This is a genomic window from Microbulbifer weihaiensis (genome assembly GCF_048323715.1).
Taxonomy (GTDB): domain Bacteria; phylum Pseudomonadota; class Gammaproteobacteria; order Pseudomonadales; family Cellvibrionaceae; genus Microbulbifer.
This window is the reverse complement of record NZ_JBLWFL010000006.1, coordinates 91,170-107,591: the sequence shown is the minus strand read 5'-3', so window position 1 is coordinate 107,591 and position 16,422 is coordinate 91,170. Positions and strand designations below refer to the sequence as shown.

The window sequence follows — 16,422 nt, the reverse complement described above, 5'->3', positions numbered from 1 at the left end:
CAAGAGTCACTCCCCAAACCTGGCTATCCGGGGCTATTCGTGCAATAGAGGGGAGATAAAACGTGAAGAATGCCGCGTGTTTCGGCACAATATCTGCTTTAATGCCTGACAACTCGAATAATCAAATCGGAGAGACAGTATGTTCTCAAACCGCCATTCTTCTTCCCTGCTGAGCCGCCTTGGCATGGCATCCCTGCTCGGCGCCGCGCTCTTCACGACTGCACTTACAGCCCAGGCCGAGACGGTGGAAGTACCGGTAGGTAGTCAGGGACTGGTGGCCGAGGCCAACATCCTCCGCGGCAAGAAGCAGGAATTTGTAACAACTGAACTGGGCGAGCCGCTGAGCATCCAGGGCCCGGTCGGTGAACCGGCGATCACTCGCTGGGAATATGCAGATTTCTACGTTTATTTTGAGTACGAGCGCGTTTTGCACGTGGTGAAAAAGCACCGCGGCTGAGAACAGCCTCGCCACTTCCCACTGCTGGAAAGAATCGCCATCGCTCGAATCGAGGATGGCGATACCCGATCACAGACATCGCCCTGCGGCCCGATCCCGGGTTCACCCATTGATACCCGGTCAGCAACCGTCAGTAAAGGAAGGTTGCCGTTCCAGTGGCAATCAGCTCCTGACTGTCGTTGTGCAGCTCCATGCGCGTTACCACGAGCTTATTGCCCACCCGCAGAATCGATCCCTCACAGACAAAATGGGATCCACGGCCGGGCTTCAGGTAATCCACCCGCATGTCCACAGTGCCCAGACGCGTGAGGCGCTGGATCTTTTCGTTCCAGTCGATTGACCCACCCATACGCTGATAAGCCGCAACCATTGCCGTCATTCCGCCCACGGTATCCATCGCCGTAGCGATCACGCCGCCGTGCAGAATATTCTTGAAATGGTTGCCGATCAGCTGCGGCTTCAGCTCGAACGCCGCGGACAGCGTCTGGTTTTCCAGATCGAACTCGTGCAAGCCGAGACCGACTTCGCGCACGAAGGGGATATCGGCAAATATCCCCTCCACCAGCTGACGGAATTCAGAAGGCGATGGCTCGGTCACAGGCGGGTCACCCGGTTCAGGCCGTCCAGCGCCGCACTGCGGTAGGCTTCGGCCATGGTCGGATAGTTGAACGTGGTGTTCACGAAGAAATCGATCGTGTTGTTCGGAGCCGGCTGCTTCATGATCGCCTGACCGATGTGCACGATTTCCGCCGCCTCCGCACCGAAACAGTGGATACCGAGAATTTCCCGGGTTTCGATGTGGAACAGGATTTTCAGCATGCCCACGCGCTCACCGGAAATCTGCGCCCGCGCAGTGTGCTTGAACAGTGCACGCCCTACTTCGTAAGGCACCTTGGCATTGGTCAGCTCGCTCTCGGTTTTACCCACGGAAGAAATCTCCGGCAGGGTATAAATGCCTGTGGGTGCATCTTCAATCAGGCGATGCTCGCGCCCGGCTATGGCATCCGCGGCAGCGCGGCCCTGGTCGTAGGACGCGCTGGCGAGACTCGGCCAGCCAATCACATCGCCCACAGCGAAAATATTCTCTACTGACGTGCAATAGTGATCATCCACGGCGAGCTGGCCGCGGTGGTTGGCCTCAAGGCCGACATTTTCCAGACCGAGGGAACCAGTGTTACCGGAGCGCCCGTTACACCACAGTAACGCGTCCGCGGAAATCCGTTTGCCGGATTGCATTTCCATGGTCACACCGCGATCGGTACCCACTACACGCGCATACTCCTCGCGGTGGCGAACGGTAACGCCCATGTCGCGCAGGTGGTAGCTCAGGGCATCGGAAATCTCGTCATCGAGAAACTCCAGCAGGTGGCCACGGCTGTTGATCAGGTCCACCTTCATCCCGAGCGCAGCGAAAATCGATGCGTATTCGCAACCGATTACACCGGCACCATAAATGATGATGGCCTGCGGCGTGTGCTCCATGTCGAGAATGGTATCGCTGTCGTAGATGCGCTCATGATTGAAATCGACATCGGCCGGGCGGTACGGGCGAGAGCCGGTGGCCACAACGAATTTTTCCGCGGTGACGATTTCACGGGCACCATCGGTCAGCTGTACCACGACACTGTTGGCGTCGCGGAACTGCGCATCGCCAGTAATCAGATCCACGCGATTGCGCGCGTAAAAACTGGTGTGCATTTCCACCTGGTAGGAAATGACCTTGTTTACCGTTTCCATCACCTGCGGGAAGGTCAAACGGCGCGGCTCACCCAGCGCACGGAACACGGCATGGGTGTTGTAGCGCATCAGCTGCTTTACGGAGTGACGCAGTGCCTTGGAAGGAATGGTGCCCTTATGGGTGCAATTGCCGCCGACTGCGGAGCTGCGCTCGATTACTGCAACACGCAGTCCTTTCTTTGCGGCGCTCATCGCTGCCGCTTCACCGGCCGGGCCGGAACCGATTATTACCAGATCGTACTTGGAATCTGCCATCGAATTTCTGTCTTGTTTATTTAAGTGTTTATTGGATCCAATCATGGCGCACAAGCTACGCCAAAGCCGGGATCAGTCCCGGCGCTTGGTGGCATCGTAAGCCAGGTCGGTAGCAGAAGCCGCTTTCGCTTCAGCGATCTTGCGCTGGCGCTCCTGCTCCTTTTCACACTCCTGGTCGTCCCCGCCACAAATATCGCAGTCTTTCTTCATGCCGATTTTGTTGAGGCCACCGCAGGAACCTTTCAACGGCTTGTTTTGAATAATCGCACCCAGTGCCATACCGGTGACAATCAAAACCAAAATGACAAATGCGAGGATATAAATAGTCACGGTTACCTCCCCTGACTTTCAAGATATGGAGTGAAGGCAGCGCTATAGCGCTCCTCAAAGCCTTCGTCAGACTTCACCAGCAGAAACACCGCCAGACCTTCTTTATCCGCCAATTCTAACGCCGCGTCGGCCCCCATCACATTCAGTGCCGTCGCCAGGCCATCCGCTTCCGCGCAATTGTCCGCGATTACAGTCACGGATGCGAGGCGGTGTTCGACCGGGCGGCCGGTGCGCGGATCGAGTGTATGAGCGTAGCGCTTGCCGTCGCGCTCGTAGTAGTTGCGGTAATCACCGGACGTTGCCACCGCGCGACCGCTCACCTGAATCGGTTTCTGGACGACCTGACCGGCCGTCGGCCGCTCAATGCCAATGCGCCAAGGCTGCCCTTGCGGGTTGACCCCGGCAGTACGCAGCTCGCCGCCTACCTCAACCAGGTAGTTGGTGATACCGCGCGACTCCAGCAGCTCCGCCACGCGATCGACACCGTGCCCCTTGGCTATGGCCGAGAGGTCGATGGATACGGGGCGCGACTTGCTGAGCACCAGGCCATCCAGCGTCAGTGCGTCGGAGCCAAGCACCTGCTGCAAACGCTCGATGTCTTCCGCGGACGGGATGGTTTCAGGCTCAGGATTGGGCCCGAAACCCCACAGGTTCACCAGAGGCCCGATGGTGACATCAAACGCGCCGCCGCTACGGCGGTAGATATCCAGTGAACGCCCCACTACACCGGCCAGGTGCCGGGACACTTCAACCTTCGCATCCACCGCCGCCGCATTAAAGCGCATCAGCTCTGAATCCGGGATATAGGTCGACATTTCCTGGTTGACCGCAGCCAGCTCGGCATCGATTGCCGACTGCAACGGGGCTTTCGCCTCCCCTGCGGGCACCTGCACCAGCGTGATGTGGTAGCTGGTTCCCATTGTAGGGCCGGACAGTTTCCAGCTCTCGGGTTTGCCTTCACACGCTGCCAGCACCAGTGCCAGCAACACGCTCACCACACCCAAAAACCCTTTGCGCACAAACAAAAACAGGGCCGAAAGCTTCGGCCCTGTTTTTGTGGTTGTTGTTACACAGCCAATCATGTGGTCATCAGCCACCGAAGTCGTCGAGCAGGATGTTTTCATCCTCTACGCCCAAGTTCTTCAGCATGTTGATTACCGCCGCGTTCATCATGGGCGGTCCACACATGTAGTACTCACAGTCTTCCGGAGCCGGGTGGTCCTTCAGGTAGTTTTCGTACACTACGTTGTGAATGAAGCCAGTGTAACCGGTCCAGTTGTCTTCCGGCTGCGGATCAGACAGGGCGATGTGCCACTGGAAGTTATCGAACTCTGACTGCAGGCCGTTGTAGTCGTCCTCGTAGAACATCTCGCGCAGGGAGCGCGCACCGTACCAGAAGCTGATCTTGCGCTTGGAGTTCAGGCGCTTCAGCTGGTCGAAGATGTGCGAACGCATCGGCGCCATACCGGCACCACCACCGATGAAGACCATCTCGTTCTCGGTGTCCTTGGCGAAGAACTCACCGAAGGGACCGTATACGCGCATTTTGTCGCCCGGCTTCAGGTTGAAGACGTAGGAAGACATCTGGCCCGGGGGGATACCCTCGGTGCGCGGCGGCGGAGTGGCGATACGGATGTTGAACTTAACAACGCCCTTCTCTTCCGGGTAGTTGGCCATGGAGTAGGCGCGCACCACCGGCTCGGTAACCTTGGATTCCAGCTTGAAGAAGCCGAAGTGCTCCCAGTCACCGCGATATTCCGGCTGGATATCGAAGTCGGAGAATTTCACGTGGTGGGGCGGCGCTTCCAGCTGGACGTAACCGCCAGCACGGAAGTCGACGTTCTCACCTTCCGGCAGCTTCAGGGTCAGCTCTTTAATGAAGGTGGCCACGTTGGGGTTGGATTCCACAGTGCATTCCCACTGCTTCACACCAAACACCTCTTCGGGCACTTCGATCTTCATATCCTGCTTAACAGCCACCTGGCAAGACAGACGCTTGCCGGCTTTGGCATCACGCGGGGTGAAGTGCGCAGCCTCGGTCGGCAGCATGTCGCCACCACCCTCGAGAACCTTACACACACACTGCGCGCAGCTGCCGCCGCCGCCACAGGCGGAGGCCAGGAACAGGTTGTTGGCAGCCAGGGTCTGCAGCAGTTTGCCACCCGCCGGCACGGTGAGGGTTTTCTCACCGTTGACCAGGATGTTGACGTCACCGGTGTTCACCAGGCGCGAGCGGGCAGCCAGAATGATGGCTACCAGCGCCAGCACGATCACGGTGAACATGCCTACGCCAAAATAGATATCGGTTAATTCCATGTTATTCGACCTCCCCGCTTAGATATCGATGCCGCCGAAGGACATGAAGCCCAGCGACATGAGACCAACGGTAATGAAGGTGATGCCCAGGCCTTTCAGGCCTTCCGGCACGTCGCTGTACTTCATACGCTCGCGAATACCCGCCAGAGCGGTAATCGCCAACGCCCAGCCGAGGCCGGCGCCGAAGCCATAAGCAACAGATTCACCAAAATTGTATTCGCGCTCCACCATGAACAGAGACGCACCCATGATGGCGCAGTTCACGGTAATCAGCGGCAGGAATACACCCAGGGCGTTGTAGAGCGCCGGCACGTACTTATCCAGGAACATTTCCAGGATCTGTACCAGAGCCGCGATAACGCCGATGTAAGACAGCAGGCCGAGGAAGCTCAGGTCTACATCCGGGTAGCCGGCCCATGCCAGCGCACCGTCTTTCAGCAGGTAGGTGTAAATCAGGTTGTTAACCGGAACGGTGATGGTCAGTACTACGATTACCGCAACACCGAGACCAATCGCCGCTTCGACCTTCTTGGATACCGCCAGGAAGGTACACATCCCGAGGAAGAAGGCCAGCGCCATGTTTTCAATGAAAACGGCGCGGATGATCAGAGAAATAAAATGTTCCATCTATCAGGCCTCCTGCGCCGCAACAGCTTTAGAGTTAGGCGCGATCTTGAACTCTTGCTCTTCCACCTGAGCCGGCTTCCAGGTACGGATTGCCCAGATGATCAGACCGATCAGGAAGAATGCGCTCGGCGGCAACAGCAGCAGACCATTCGGGATATACCAACCACCGTTGTTGACGGTAGACAGGATTTCAATACCGAACAGTTTGCCCGCACCGAACAGTTCACGGATCACTGCGAGGCAGATCAGGATGAAGCTGTAGCCCAGACCATTGCCGATACCGTCGAAGAAGCTGTCCTTGGGACCGTGCTTCATGGCGAAGGCTTCCGCGCGGCCCATTACGATACAGTTGGTGATGATCAAACCAACGAATACCGACAGCTGCTTGGAAATGTCGTAGGCGTACGCTTTCAGGATCTGATCCACCACGATTACCAACGATGCAATCACGGTCATCTGCACGATGATACGGATGCTGTTGGGGATCTGGTTACGGATCAGGGATACCGCCATGTTCGAGAACGCGGTAACCGTGGTCAGAGCGATACACATTACCAGCGTCACTTGCAGTGAGCTGGTCACCGCCAGCGCAGAACAGATACCGAGGATCTGCAACGCGATGGGGTTGTTGTTGAAAACCGGCTCCAGCAGAGTGTCTTTTAATTTCGTGCTCATGCTTACGCCTCCCCTGCTTTCAGATTTTTCAGGAAGGGACCGTAACCCTGGCTGCCCAGCCAGAAGTTAACCAGGTTGTCGACGCCCTTACTGGTCAGGGTGGCTCCGGAGAGACCATCTACCTGATGCGCAGCCTTGGGGCTGTTCGGATCAACACTGCCCTTGATTACGGTGATATCTACGTTGCCGTTGGCATCGTAAACTTCTTTGCCGTTCCACTGGGCTTTCCAGCGCGGGTTGTCAACTTCACCACCCAGTCCCGGAGTTTCCTTGTGCTCGTAGAAGCCGAGGCCCGCTACGGTTTTCAGGTCACTTTCCAGAGCCAGGAAGCCGTACAGCTGACCCCACAGGCCGTAGCCACGAACCGGCAGGATGATGCGCTGCAGCTCGCCATTCTTCTCCACCAGGTACACCTCTTTGGTGTTTTCACGGCGAATGATCTTGGCGGTGTCTTCTTCCGCAGGCAGCTTTTCACTGGCGCTGGCAATCTTGGCCGCAGCGCGGCCAGTACCGCCGGCAGGCGCTTCGTCGGTGAATTTGCCGGTACGCAGGTCTACGTACTTGATGGTCACAGATTCAAACGCATCTTCGATGGCCTTGGCGTTGCTCTGATCGGCATCGATCAGGCCACCGGCCAGCAATACGTTCTTCTTCATGTCCAGCTCGGCGTTGGCCTTCTGGGTGGGCTTCAGCATCACCGCCGCGGTGGAAACCACCACAGAACAGACGATACACAGCACCAGCGCGACAATCAGAGTACCTTTTACAGAGTCTTTATTAGCCACGTGCCAACCTCCGTTTGATATGGGACTGCACCACGAAGTGGTCAAACAGCGGCGCGAACAGGTTAGCGAACAGGATCGCCAGCATCATGCCTTCCGGGAAAGCAGGGTTCACCACGCGAATCAACACACACATTACGCCGATGAGGATGCCGTACCACCAACGACCAGCGTCGGTCATGGCAGCGGAAACCGGGTCGGTGGTCATGAAGATCAGACCAAAGGCGAAACCGCCCACAACCAGGTGCCAGTACCAGGGCACATTGAACATCAGGTTGGTATCGGAACCGATGAAGTTGAACAGCGTAGCGGTCGCCATCATACCCAGCAGGGTACCGGCCACAATGCGCCAGCTCGCAATCTTCATACCGATCAGGATCACACCGGCAATCAGCATCGCCAGGGTGGAAGTCTCACCGATGGAACCGTGCATCTTGCCGAAGAAGGCGTCCATCCAGGTCAGCTGGCCGGCAGCAGCGTTAACCACACCGCTCTGGATGCCTTCGCTCGCCATCACAGACAGTGCAGTCGCGCCGGTGTAGCCGTCAACTGCAGTCCAAACCGCGTCGCCAGACATCGCTGCCGGGTAGGCGAAGAACAGGAAGGCACGACCGGTGAGCGCCGGGTTCAGGAAGTTTTTGCCGGTACCACCGAACACTTCCTTACCGATAACCACACCGAAGCTGATACCCATGGCCACCATCCACAGCGGCAGATCCGGCGGACAGGTCAGCGCGAACAGGATGGAAGTTACGAAGAAGCCTTCGTTGACTTCATGGCCGCGTACAGCGGCGAACAGCACTTCCCAGATACCGCCCACGATGAAGGTCACCGCGTAGATCGGCAGGAAGTACATGGCGCCGTGGATCAGGTTGTCCCACAGGCTGTTGGCATCGTAACCAGTCAGCGCGCCGATAATGGCGTGACGCCAGCCGGCTGCTTCGGTCAGGCCCATGTCAGCCATGATGGTGTTGGCCTGGAAGCCCACATTCCACATGCCGTAGAACATGGGGATCATGGCGCAAGCCCACACAGTGATCATGATGCGCTTCAGGTCGATACCGTCACGCACGTGCGCAGTAGACTTGGTGCGATCAGCCGGCTGGAACAGACCGGTGTCGATCGCTTCATACAGCGCGTAGAACTTTTCGTACTTTCCGCCTTTGTGGAAGTGCGGCTCCATGTTGTCGAGTAATTTACGCAACATCCTTAACCCTCCTTCTCAATGCGAGTCAGGTTGTCCCGCAAAATGGGGCCGAAATCGTACTTGCCCGGGCACACAAAGGTGCACAGTGCCAAATCTTCCTCATCCAGCTCCAGCGCGCCCAGCTGCTGAGCAACCTGGGTGTCGCCAACGACCAGTGCACGCAGCAGCTGAGTCGGCAGGATGTCCAGCGGTACTACGCGCTCGTAGGTGCCAATCGGCAGCAGCGCACGCTCAGAACCGTTGGTGCTGGTAGTGAAGTTGAACAGCTTGCTCTTCATGAGGCGGCTGATGTAGATCGGCAGCACGGAGAAGCGGTTCGCACCGGGGGTGAAGTAGTGCAGCATCGGGCGCTCGCGGCCTTCCTGCAGCACGGTGATCTGGTTGTGGTAGCGACCCACGTAGGCCAGCGGGCCTTCCGCGGTACGACCGCCAAACACGGAACCGGAAATCACACGGTTGTCATCACCTGTAGTCTCACCAGCCAGCAGTGCAGTCAGGTCAGCGCCCAGACGGGTGCGCACAAGACGCGGCTTGGTGACCTGGGGGCCACCCAGGGCGACGACGCGATCGGTGAACAGCTTGCCGGTTTCAAACAGCTTGCCAACGGCGATCACGTCCTGGTAGTTGATGCTCCATACCTGGCGACCGGGCTTGACCGGGTGCAGGAAGTGGATATGGGTACCGGTCAGACCGGCCGGGTGCGGGCCAGCGAAGGCTTCACGCTGCACGGAAGCAACGCTCGGTACAGGGATGTCCGCATCAGGTGCGGTACAAACAAAGGTCTTCTCAGCCAGTTTGGCGAGGATCTCGACACCCTGGGCAAACGCTTCGCGCTGCTCGGCGATGATCACAGCCGGATCTGCCGCCAGCGGATTGGTATCCATGGCATTGATGAACAGAGCAGAAGGCTGGGCATTCAGAGCCGGAACCTTGCTGTAAGGACGGGTGCGCAGTGCAGTCCACAGACCGGACTCCACCAGGTTAACCCGCACCTGCTCAGCAGTCAGGCTTGCCAGCTGATCCGCGCTGTAGCTGGCAAACTGCTCAGCTTCATCACCGTCGACCTCGATGACAACAGACTGCAGCACCCTGCGGGCACCGCGGTTGATTGCCACTACGCGGCCGGCGGCTGGTGCGGTGTAGCGCACGCCTTCGGTCTTTTTGTCAGTGAACAGCAGCTGTCCGAGTTTGACGCTATCCCCTTCCGCAACTGCCATGGTCGGCTTCATCCCGTTGTAATCGGGACCAAGCACCGCAACAGTCTTGGCTGCAGGTGCATCATAGATGACCTGCTCGGGCGCGCCGGATATGGGTAAATCCAATCCCCGACGGATTTTTCTCATACGCCTATGCCTAAGTTCTAAGTTGGTAGGTTTGTAAGCTTCTAGGTTTAAAAAACGCTAAAAATGAAAGAGGAAACCCATAGCGGGGACTTAGGCCGCGGCATATAAGAGCCCTGACCACATAGTAGCCACCATTCGGTACACCACTAGGTAAAGAAGTTGCTAACCACCCGGGGATGACCTCTGAAACGCCCTATTCCTCAAGGAATGAGCATCCTCCGGCACATTTTCCCCGGCTGCACGGCAGCCCCGCAAAATCGCGCGCATTATAAGGATGGGACAGTGTGTTTACCAGTGCGAAAGCAGCCAAAAGCGGCGAAGAGGGGGAAATTTTTGCTGAAAAAACAACAACTTTAGAGGATGTGACACCCCGGGACGGGCAAGCCCGCCCCGGGAATTGGTCAGCCGCGACTCAGTCCTTCTTGGGGAAGAGCTCGTAGCGGACACCGGCCATATCTTCGAGACAGCGAACAACCTGACAGCTGTAGCCGAACTCGTTGTCGTACCAACAGTACAGCACAGCGTTGTCGCCTTCCACGATGGTGGCGATAGAGTCAAATACGCAGGCGCGACGGGAGCCAACGAAGTCGCTGGATACCACTTCCGGAGAATTGGTAAAGTCGATCTGCTGACGCAGTGGCGAGTGCAGTGCCACATCACGCATGTACTCGTTCAGCTCTTCCTTGGTGGTCTCTTTGCCGAGACGCAGGTTCAGGATCGCCATGGAGACGTTCGGGGTCGGCACACGGATAGCGTTACCGGTCAGCTTGCCCTTCAGCTCCGGCAGCGCCTTGGACACAGCCTTCGCCGCACCAGTCTCGGTCAATACCATGTTCAGCGCAGCGGAACGGCCACGACGCTCACCCTTGTGGTAGTTGTCGATCAGGTTCTGGTCGTTGGTGTACGCGTGAACAGTCTCTACGTGACCGTGCTCTACGCCGTACTTGTCCATCATGGCCTTCAGCACCGGCACGATGGCATTGGTGGTACAGGAAGCGGCGGACAGGATCTTGTCTTCCGGGGTGATATCACCGTTGTTGATGCCGTAAACGATGTTCTTGATATCGCCCTTGCCCGGCGCGGTCAGCAGAACTTTGGCAGCGCCCTTGCTCTCCAGGTGCTGGGCCAGGCCGTCTTCGTCGCGCCATACACCGGTACTGTCGACGATCAGCGCGTTGTTGATGCCGTACTGGGTGTAATCCACTTCCTGCGGGGTGTTCGCGTAGATCACCTTGACTTCATTGCCGTTGCAGATCAGGGTGTTGGTCTCTTCATCCACGCGGATGGTGCCATTGAATGCACCGTGCACGGAGTCGCGACGCAGCAGGGAAGCGCGCTTGACCAGGTCGTTGGCGGCACTGCCCTTGCGCAGCACGATGGCACGCAGACGCAACACGTCACCACTGCCCGCCTTCTCGATCAGCAGACGAGCCACCAGGCGGCCGATTCGACCAAAACCGTAAATGACCACATCCTGCGGCTCCGGCAGCGGTGTACCTGCACCAGAGGCATCCGCCAGCTCTTCGCGAACAAAATCTTCTACCGCCAGACCGCGCTCATCGCGCATGAATTTGTTGGTCAGCGTGCCCAGGTCGATATGCACCGGACCCAGCTCAAGTTTGCAAATGGCTTCGAGCACCGGGAAGGTTTCGAACTCAGACAGCTCATTCTCTTCTACCTGGCGCACAAAGCGATGTGCCTTCATGATGCTCAGCACAGAGCGATTCACCAGGTTCTGGCCGTACATGTAAATGCCGACATTACTTTCCCGATTGAGCTTGCCAATCATCGGAATCATGGATTCCGCCAGCGCTTCACGCGCTTTCCAGTCTTTGAAAAAGTCTGCGGGCTTCGGTCGCTTCTGAGTCACTGTCAGACACCTCTGCAAAGTGAAAAATATAGGTCTTAGTACGGCGCCTGGCAGCGTTCCCAATCAGCTCCCAGGTCACATGGCAGCGGATTATGTGGATTCCCCCATGGGCGCGCAACCGCACGAAAAACAGCCAAAAAACTGTAGTTAAACTACATTCACACCCACTGCAAAACGCCCGGTCACACCACCAAAACTCACCCGGCATGAACCCGAGGAAAAACAGAATTTCACACCCTGCCTGCAGCGGTCATCGATCGCCGTTACAATAGTGCGCCTCCCGCCTCTTATGCGGGCAGAAAGTACGGAATTATAAGGAATCATGAGCCAGTTCCCCCCACTATCGCCCCCCGCCTTCCGCAACCAGAATGACCGCCAATTCTGGGGGCAATTACATGGCGCCAGCGCCGCTCTCGCCATTTTGCAGGCAGCGCGAAACGCCCACGCCCCGACCCTGGTCATTGCGCGCAACAGCCAGGAAGCGCACCAGCTTGAGGTTCAGCTGAAATTTTTTAACAAGTCGCGGCGAGATGGGGAGGTAGAAAATAATTCTCCAAAGGGTGGTCAGACGCTGGAAATCATCCAGTTCCCAGATTGGGAAATTCTGCCCTACGACACCTTCTCGCCCCACCAGGACATCATTTCCGACCGCCTGGCCACCCTGTACCGGCTGCCACAGATGGACAGCGGTATTGTCATCGTCCCGGTGAGCACAGCCCTGCACCGCCTTGCCCCCCAGGATTACGTGGCCGGCAATGCACTGGTGCTGCGCGAGGGGCAAAAGTTCGACCTGGACGCCCAGCGCAAGCTGCTGGAACAGGCGGGCTACCACTGCGTGGACACGGTTTACGAGCATGGCGAGTTTGCCGTGCGCGGCTCTTTAATGGATATCTTCCCAATGGGCAGTTCCCTGCCCTACCGGATCGACCTGTTCGATGATGAAATTGAATCCCTCCGTACCTTTGATCCGGAGGATCAGCGTACCGTCGACCGTGTGGAGCAGATCGACCTGCTGCCGGCACGGGAATTCCCGATGCACAAGGCCGGGCTGGCCAAGTTCCTGGAGCGCTGGCATGAACAGTTTGACGTGGATCCCGGCCCGGTCTCCATCTATCAGGACATCAGTGCCGGCATCGCCCCCGCAGGTATCGAGTACTATCTGCCACTCTTCTTTGAGCAGTGCGCAAGCCTCTTTGACTACCTGCCTGAGAACAGCCCGGTATTCGTCCAGGGCGACCTGCAAAAGCCCGTTGAATCCTTCTGGCGGGAGACCGAGAACCGCTACCAGAGCCGCCGCGGCGATCTCACCAGACCCATCCTGGAGCCGCGACAGGTTCTACTGAACGTCGATGAATTTTACGGGGCCCTCAAGACCCATCCGCGGGCCTTCTTCTCCGCCGAAACCCTCGACGAGACCAGCGGCAACTACAACTTTGCCACAACCACGCCACCAAGCCTCCCGGTAAACGGCAAGTCCGAGCAGCCCCTCAGCGCGCTGGAAGCCTATCTGATGGACTATTCCGGGCGCGTCCTGTTTTGTGCCGAGAGCAGCGGGCGCCGCGAGGCGCTACTGGAATTACTGGCAGGCATCCGCCAGAAACCCAGGACGTTCAATTCCTGGGCCGACTTTGTCGACAGCAGTGAAAAATTTGGCATTACCGTCGCCCCCGTTGACCAGGGCATGGTTCTGCTGGATCCGGCGATCAATGTCATCTCCGAGCCACAGCTGTTTGGCGACCGGGTGCTGCAGCAGCGCCGTCGCCGCAAAGCCAAAGAAGATGCCGACAACGCGGTCAAGAACCTGGCCGAACTGCGGATCGGCGCCCCAGTGGTGCACATCGATCATGGTGTTGGCCGCTACAAGGGTCTCCAGGGGCTCGAGATTGACGGCCAGCAGGCGGAGTTTCTGACACTGGAATACGGCGACGGCGCCAAGCTCTATGTGCCGGTAGCCAGCCTGCACCTGATCAGCCGCTATTCCGGCGCCGATGAAGAACTGGCCCCGCTGCACAAGCTCGGCAGCGAGCAGTGGCAGAAAGCCAAGCGCAAAGCCGCAGAAAAGGTGCGCGATGCAGCGGCCGAGCTACTCGATATTTACGCCCGTCGCGAGGCCCGCGTGGGGCACGCGTTCAACAATCCCGGGCTCGCTTACCGCGAATTTGCCGCGGGCTTCCCGTTCGAGGAAACACCGGATCAGCAACATGCCATCGAATCTGTGGTGGCCGACATGCTGTCCGACAAGCCGATGGACCGGCTGGTGTGCGGCGACGTGGGCTTCGGCAAAACCGAAGTCGCCATGCGCGCGGCCTTCGTGGCCGCCCATGGAGGCAGGCAGGTTGCCATGCTGGTGCCCACCACCCTGCTCGCCCAGCAGCACTTCCAGACACTGCAGGATCGGTTTGCCGATTGGCCGGTGAGCATCGAGGTGATCTCCCGCTTCCGCAGCACCAAGGAAGTGGACGCAATCAAGGAACGGGTGGCCGAGGGCAAGGTGGACATCCTCGTCGGCACTCACAAACTGCTGCAGAGTGACCTCAAGTTCAAAAACCTGGGGCTGCTGATTATCGACGAAGAGCACCGTTTCGGCGTTCGCCAAAAGGAGAAGCTGAAGAGCCTGCGCGCCGAAGTCGACATCCTGAACCTGACCGCCACACCCATCCCACGCACGCTGAATATGGCGATGGCCGGCATCCGCGACCTGTCTGTGATCGCTACCCCGCCGGCGCGACGGCTGTCCGTGAAGACCTTTGTACGGGAGCGCGATGACGCCCTGGTGAAGGAAGCCATCCTGCGTGAAATCCTCCGCGGCGGACAGGTGTACTTCCTGCACAACGAAGTGAAGAGCATCGAGCGGATCGCCCGTGAAATCCAGGAGCTGGTGCCCGAGGCGCGGGTCGGCATCGGCCATGGCCAGATGCGCGAGCGCGAACTGGAACAGGTGATGGGCGACTTCTACCACAAGCGTTTCAACGTCCTGGTCTGCACCACCATCATTGAGACCGGTATTGACGTGCCGAGCGCCAACACCATCCTGATCGAGCGGGCGGACAAGTTCGGCCTCGCGCAGCTGCACCAGTTGCGCGGCCGGGTTGGGCGCTCGCACCACCAGGCCTATGCGTACCTGCTGACCCCGAACAAGCGCGCGATGACCGCGGATGCGGTCAAACGGCTGGAAGCCATCAGCGAAGCCCAGGATCTGGGGGCGGGCTTCACCCTCGCCACCCACGACCTGGAAATCCGTGGCGCGGGCGAACTGCTGGGCGAAGAACAGAGCGGGCAAATCCAGAGCGTCGGCTTCAACCTTTATATGGAAATGCTGGACCACGCCGTCAAGGCCATCCGCGAGGGCCGCACGCCGAATATCGACGAGCCCCTGGAATCCCCCGCGGTTGACGTGAACCTGCGGGTACCCGCGCTGATCCCGGAAGACTATCTCCCGGACGTGCACAGCCGCCTGATCATGTACAAGCGCATCGCTAACGCGGAAGACAAGGCAGCGCTGAAAGAGCTGCAGGTGGAAATGATTGACCGCTTTGGCCTGCTGCCGGAGCCCGTCAAGCACCTGTTCCGGATTACCGAGATCAAGCTCAACGCCAACAAAATGGGGATTCGTAAACTGGAAGCGTCCGCCAGCCGCGGTCGCATCGAATTCGCGGACAAAGCCAACGTGGATCCGCTCACCCTTGTCAAGCTGGTTCAGACCCGCCCCACCAGCTTCCAGCTCCAGGGGGCCAACCAGTTGAGCTTTGCCCTGGACGACAGCGGCCCGGAACAGCGCCTGCAACAGGTCAGCGAAGTCCTGGAGCAACTGTCCCAATAGATGACCCGTGGCACAATCTCGTCGGAAAACAGTGATAACATGGGCCATTCGCCGCCAGTGCAGCGCGGTCCATAATGACAATAGCGGTATCAAGATGACCAATATTACCAATCGCTTCAGACACCTTGGCAGCGCACTGCTACTCTCCCTTTGCGCCGCAGGCGCCGAGGCCGCCAGCTACGCGGGCAACCAGTTCGAAATTGAACTGGTGGTTTTCAGCCGCGACAACGGCATGAATCAGTCCCGGGAAAGCTGGCCCGCAGCGCCACGCCTGGAGTACGCGGATCGCTGGGTGGACTTCGACACCCCCTCTTCCGCCGATGCCGGTTACCCGGCCCTGCAGCCGGCGGCAAACCAGCTGGACAACAAGGTCGACGCCCTGCGACGCTCGCCCGGCTACCGGGTTCTGTTCCACAAGACCTGGCGACAGGTGCTGCAGGAGCAGCGGAATGCGCCGCAGGTATTGATCAAAGGTGGCCCGGCTCTCCAGGATCACCATGCGCTCGAAGGCAGCATCACCCTCAGCGTATCGCGCTACCTGCACCTCAGCACCGACCTGTGGCTCAGTGAGCTGGACGCCCCGAGTGGCGCCACCACCTCCAGCGTGCAGGGCATCCAGATTCCGGCGCAGCCAAAAAGTGCACTCCGCGGCGATGTGAGCGAAGAGCCCGTCGCGCTTTCCAGCGATTCCGCATTTGGCGGCAACGGCAGTTACAGCACAAGCGCAGACTCCGCGGTATTCTTTGCCGATGGCGCGACTGAAGCACACACCCCCTTTTATGCGAGCCGCGTTGCCGTGTTACAGGAAGAGCGCCGTTTGCGCAGCGGGGAGCTCCACTATATTGATCACCCCAAACTGGGTGTATTGGTTGAAGTGCGAACCGTGAGCTCGCAGCCCGATGAAATTACGGACGAAGACCTGGATCTGCCCGCCCTGCAGTGACCGGCAACCGTTTCCAAGGCGGCCCTGTTTGGGCCGCCTTGCGTTTAAAACAGGGCAACA

The 16,422-nt window shown here is 58.6% G+C and carries 14 protein-coding genes; 3 read left to right on the top strand and 11 right to left on the bottom strand.

The window, feature by feature from the left end; all coding sequences use genetic code 11:
- Positions 1-139: 139 nt before the first annotated feature.
- The gene (locus tag ACNKU7_RS08670; protein ID WP_418296574.1) at positions 140-457 is read left to right on the top strand and encodes a hypothetical protein; all 318 of its coding nucleotides are present in this window, start codon (positions 140-142) and stop codon (positions 455-457) included.
- Between the two features lie 130 nt (positions 458-587).
- On the opposite strand, the gene ACNKU7_RS08665 is transcribed toward ACNKU7_RS08670, so the two are convergent.
- The 11 genes from ACNKU7_RS08665 to ACNKU7_RS08615 all read right to left on the bottom strand — a co-directional run bounded on the left by ACNKU7_RS08665 (position 588) and on the right by ACNKU7_RS08615 (position 11,605).
- Positions 588-1,055 (bottom strand): thioesterase family protein, encoded by a 468-nt coding sequence (locus ACNKU7_RS08665; RefSeq protein WP_418296573.1) that lies wholly within the window; start codon positions 1,053-1,055, stop codon positions 588-590.
- Positions 1,052-2,449: a Si-specific NAD(P)(+) transhydrogenase gene (gene sthA / locus ACNKU7_RS08660; RefSeq protein WP_418296572.1), complete on the bottom strand. Its 1,398-nt coding sequence runs from the start codon at positions 2,447-2,449 to the stop codon at positions 1,052-1,054. Before sthA ends, ACNKU7_RS08665 begins: the two co-directional genes overlap by 4 nt.
- Positions 2,450-2,521: 72 nt before the next feature.
- The gene (gene nqrM, locus ACNKU7_RS08655) at positions 2,522-2,779 is read right to left on the bottom strand and encodes a (Na+)-NQR maturation NqrM (protein WP_418296571.1); all 258 of its coding nucleotides are present in this window, start codon (positions 2,777-2,779) and stop codon (positions 2,522-2,524) included.
- Between the two features lie 2 nt (positions 2,780-2,781).
- Complete coding sequence (locus tag ACNKU7_RS08650) at positions 2,782-3,903, bottom strand: FAD:protein FMN transferase (RefSeq protein WP_418296570.1); 1,122 nt, start codon at positions 3,901-3,903, stop codon at positions 2,782-2,784.
- Positions 3,869-5,095 carry an NADH:ubiquinone reductase (Na(+)-transporting) subunit F gene (gene nqrF, locus ACNKU7_RS08645; protein ID WP_418296569.1) on the bottom strand — a complete coding sequence of 409 codons (1,227 nt, stop codon included), beginning with the start codon at positions 5,093-5,095 and terminating at the stop codon, positions 3,869-3,871. Before nqrF ends, ACNKU7_RS08650 begins: the two co-directional genes overlap by 35 nt.
- Before the next feature lie 18 nt (positions 5,096-5,113).
- Positions 5,114-5,722 carry an NADH:ubiquinone reductase (Na(+)-transporting) subunit E gene (gene nqrE, locus ACNKU7_RS08640; RefSeq protein ID WP_418296568.1) on the bottom strand — a complete coding sequence of 203 codons (609 nt, stop codon included), beginning with the start codon at positions 5,720-5,722 and terminating at the stop codon, positions 5,114-5,116.
- A 3-nt stretch (positions 5,723-5,725) separates the two neighbouring features.
- On the bottom strand, positions 5,726-6,397 hold the full coding sequence (locus tag ACNKU7_RS08635; RefSeq protein ID WP_418296567.1) for an NADH:ubiquinone reductase (Na(+)-transporting) subunit D: 672 nt from the start codon (positions 6,395-6,397) through the stop codon (positions 5,726-5,728).
- 2 nt (positions 6,398-6,399) lie between these two features.
- Positions 6,400-7,182 (bottom strand): Na(+)-translocating NADH-quinone reductase subunit C, encoded by a 783-nt coding sequence (locus tag ACNKU7_RS08630; RefSeq protein WP_418296566.1) that lies wholly within the window; start codon positions 7,180-7,182, stop codon positions 6,400-6,402.
- On the bottom strand, positions 7,175-8,386 hold the full coding sequence (locus ACNKU7_RS08625; protein WP_418296565.1) for an NADH:ubiquinone reductase (Na(+)-transporting) subunit B: 1,212 nt from the start codon (positions 8,384-8,386) through the stop codon (positions 7,175-7,177). Before ACNKU7_RS08625 ends, ACNKU7_RS08630 begins: the two co-directional genes overlap by 8 nt.
- A gap of 2 nt (positions 8,387-8,388) precedes the next feature.
- Positions 8,389-9,729 carry a Na(+)-translocating NADH-quinone reductase subunit A gene (locus ACNKU7_RS08620; RefSeq protein ID WP_418296564.1) on the bottom strand — a complete coding sequence of 447 codons (1,341 nt, stop codon included), beginning with the start codon at positions 9,727-9,729 and terminating at the stop codon, positions 8,389-8,391.
- 412 nt (positions 9,730-10,141) lie between these two features.
- Complete coding sequence (locus tag ACNKU7_RS08615) at positions 10,142-11,605, bottom strand: glyceraldehyde-3-phosphate dehydrogenase (RefSeq protein ID WP_418296873.1); 1,464 nt, start codon at positions 11,603-11,605, stop codon at positions 10,142-10,144.
- A gap of 316 nt (positions 11,606-11,921) precedes the next feature.
- Between ACNKU7_RS08615 and mfd the strand changes: the two genes are divergently transcribed.
- On the top strand, positions 11,922-15,419 hold the full coding sequence (mfd, locus tag ACNKU7_RS08610) for a transcription-repair coupling factor (RefSeq protein WP_418296563.1): 3,498 nt from the start codon (positions 11,922-11,924) through the stop codon (positions 15,417-15,419).
- Between the two features lie 94 nt (positions 15,420-15,513).
- Positions 15,514-16,362 (top strand): CsiV family protein, encoded by an 849-nt coding sequence (locus ACNKU7_RS08605; RefSeq protein WP_418296562.1) that lies wholly within the window; start codon positions 15,514-15,516, stop codon positions 16,360-16,362.
- Positions 16,363-16,422: the final 60 nt, after the last annotated feature.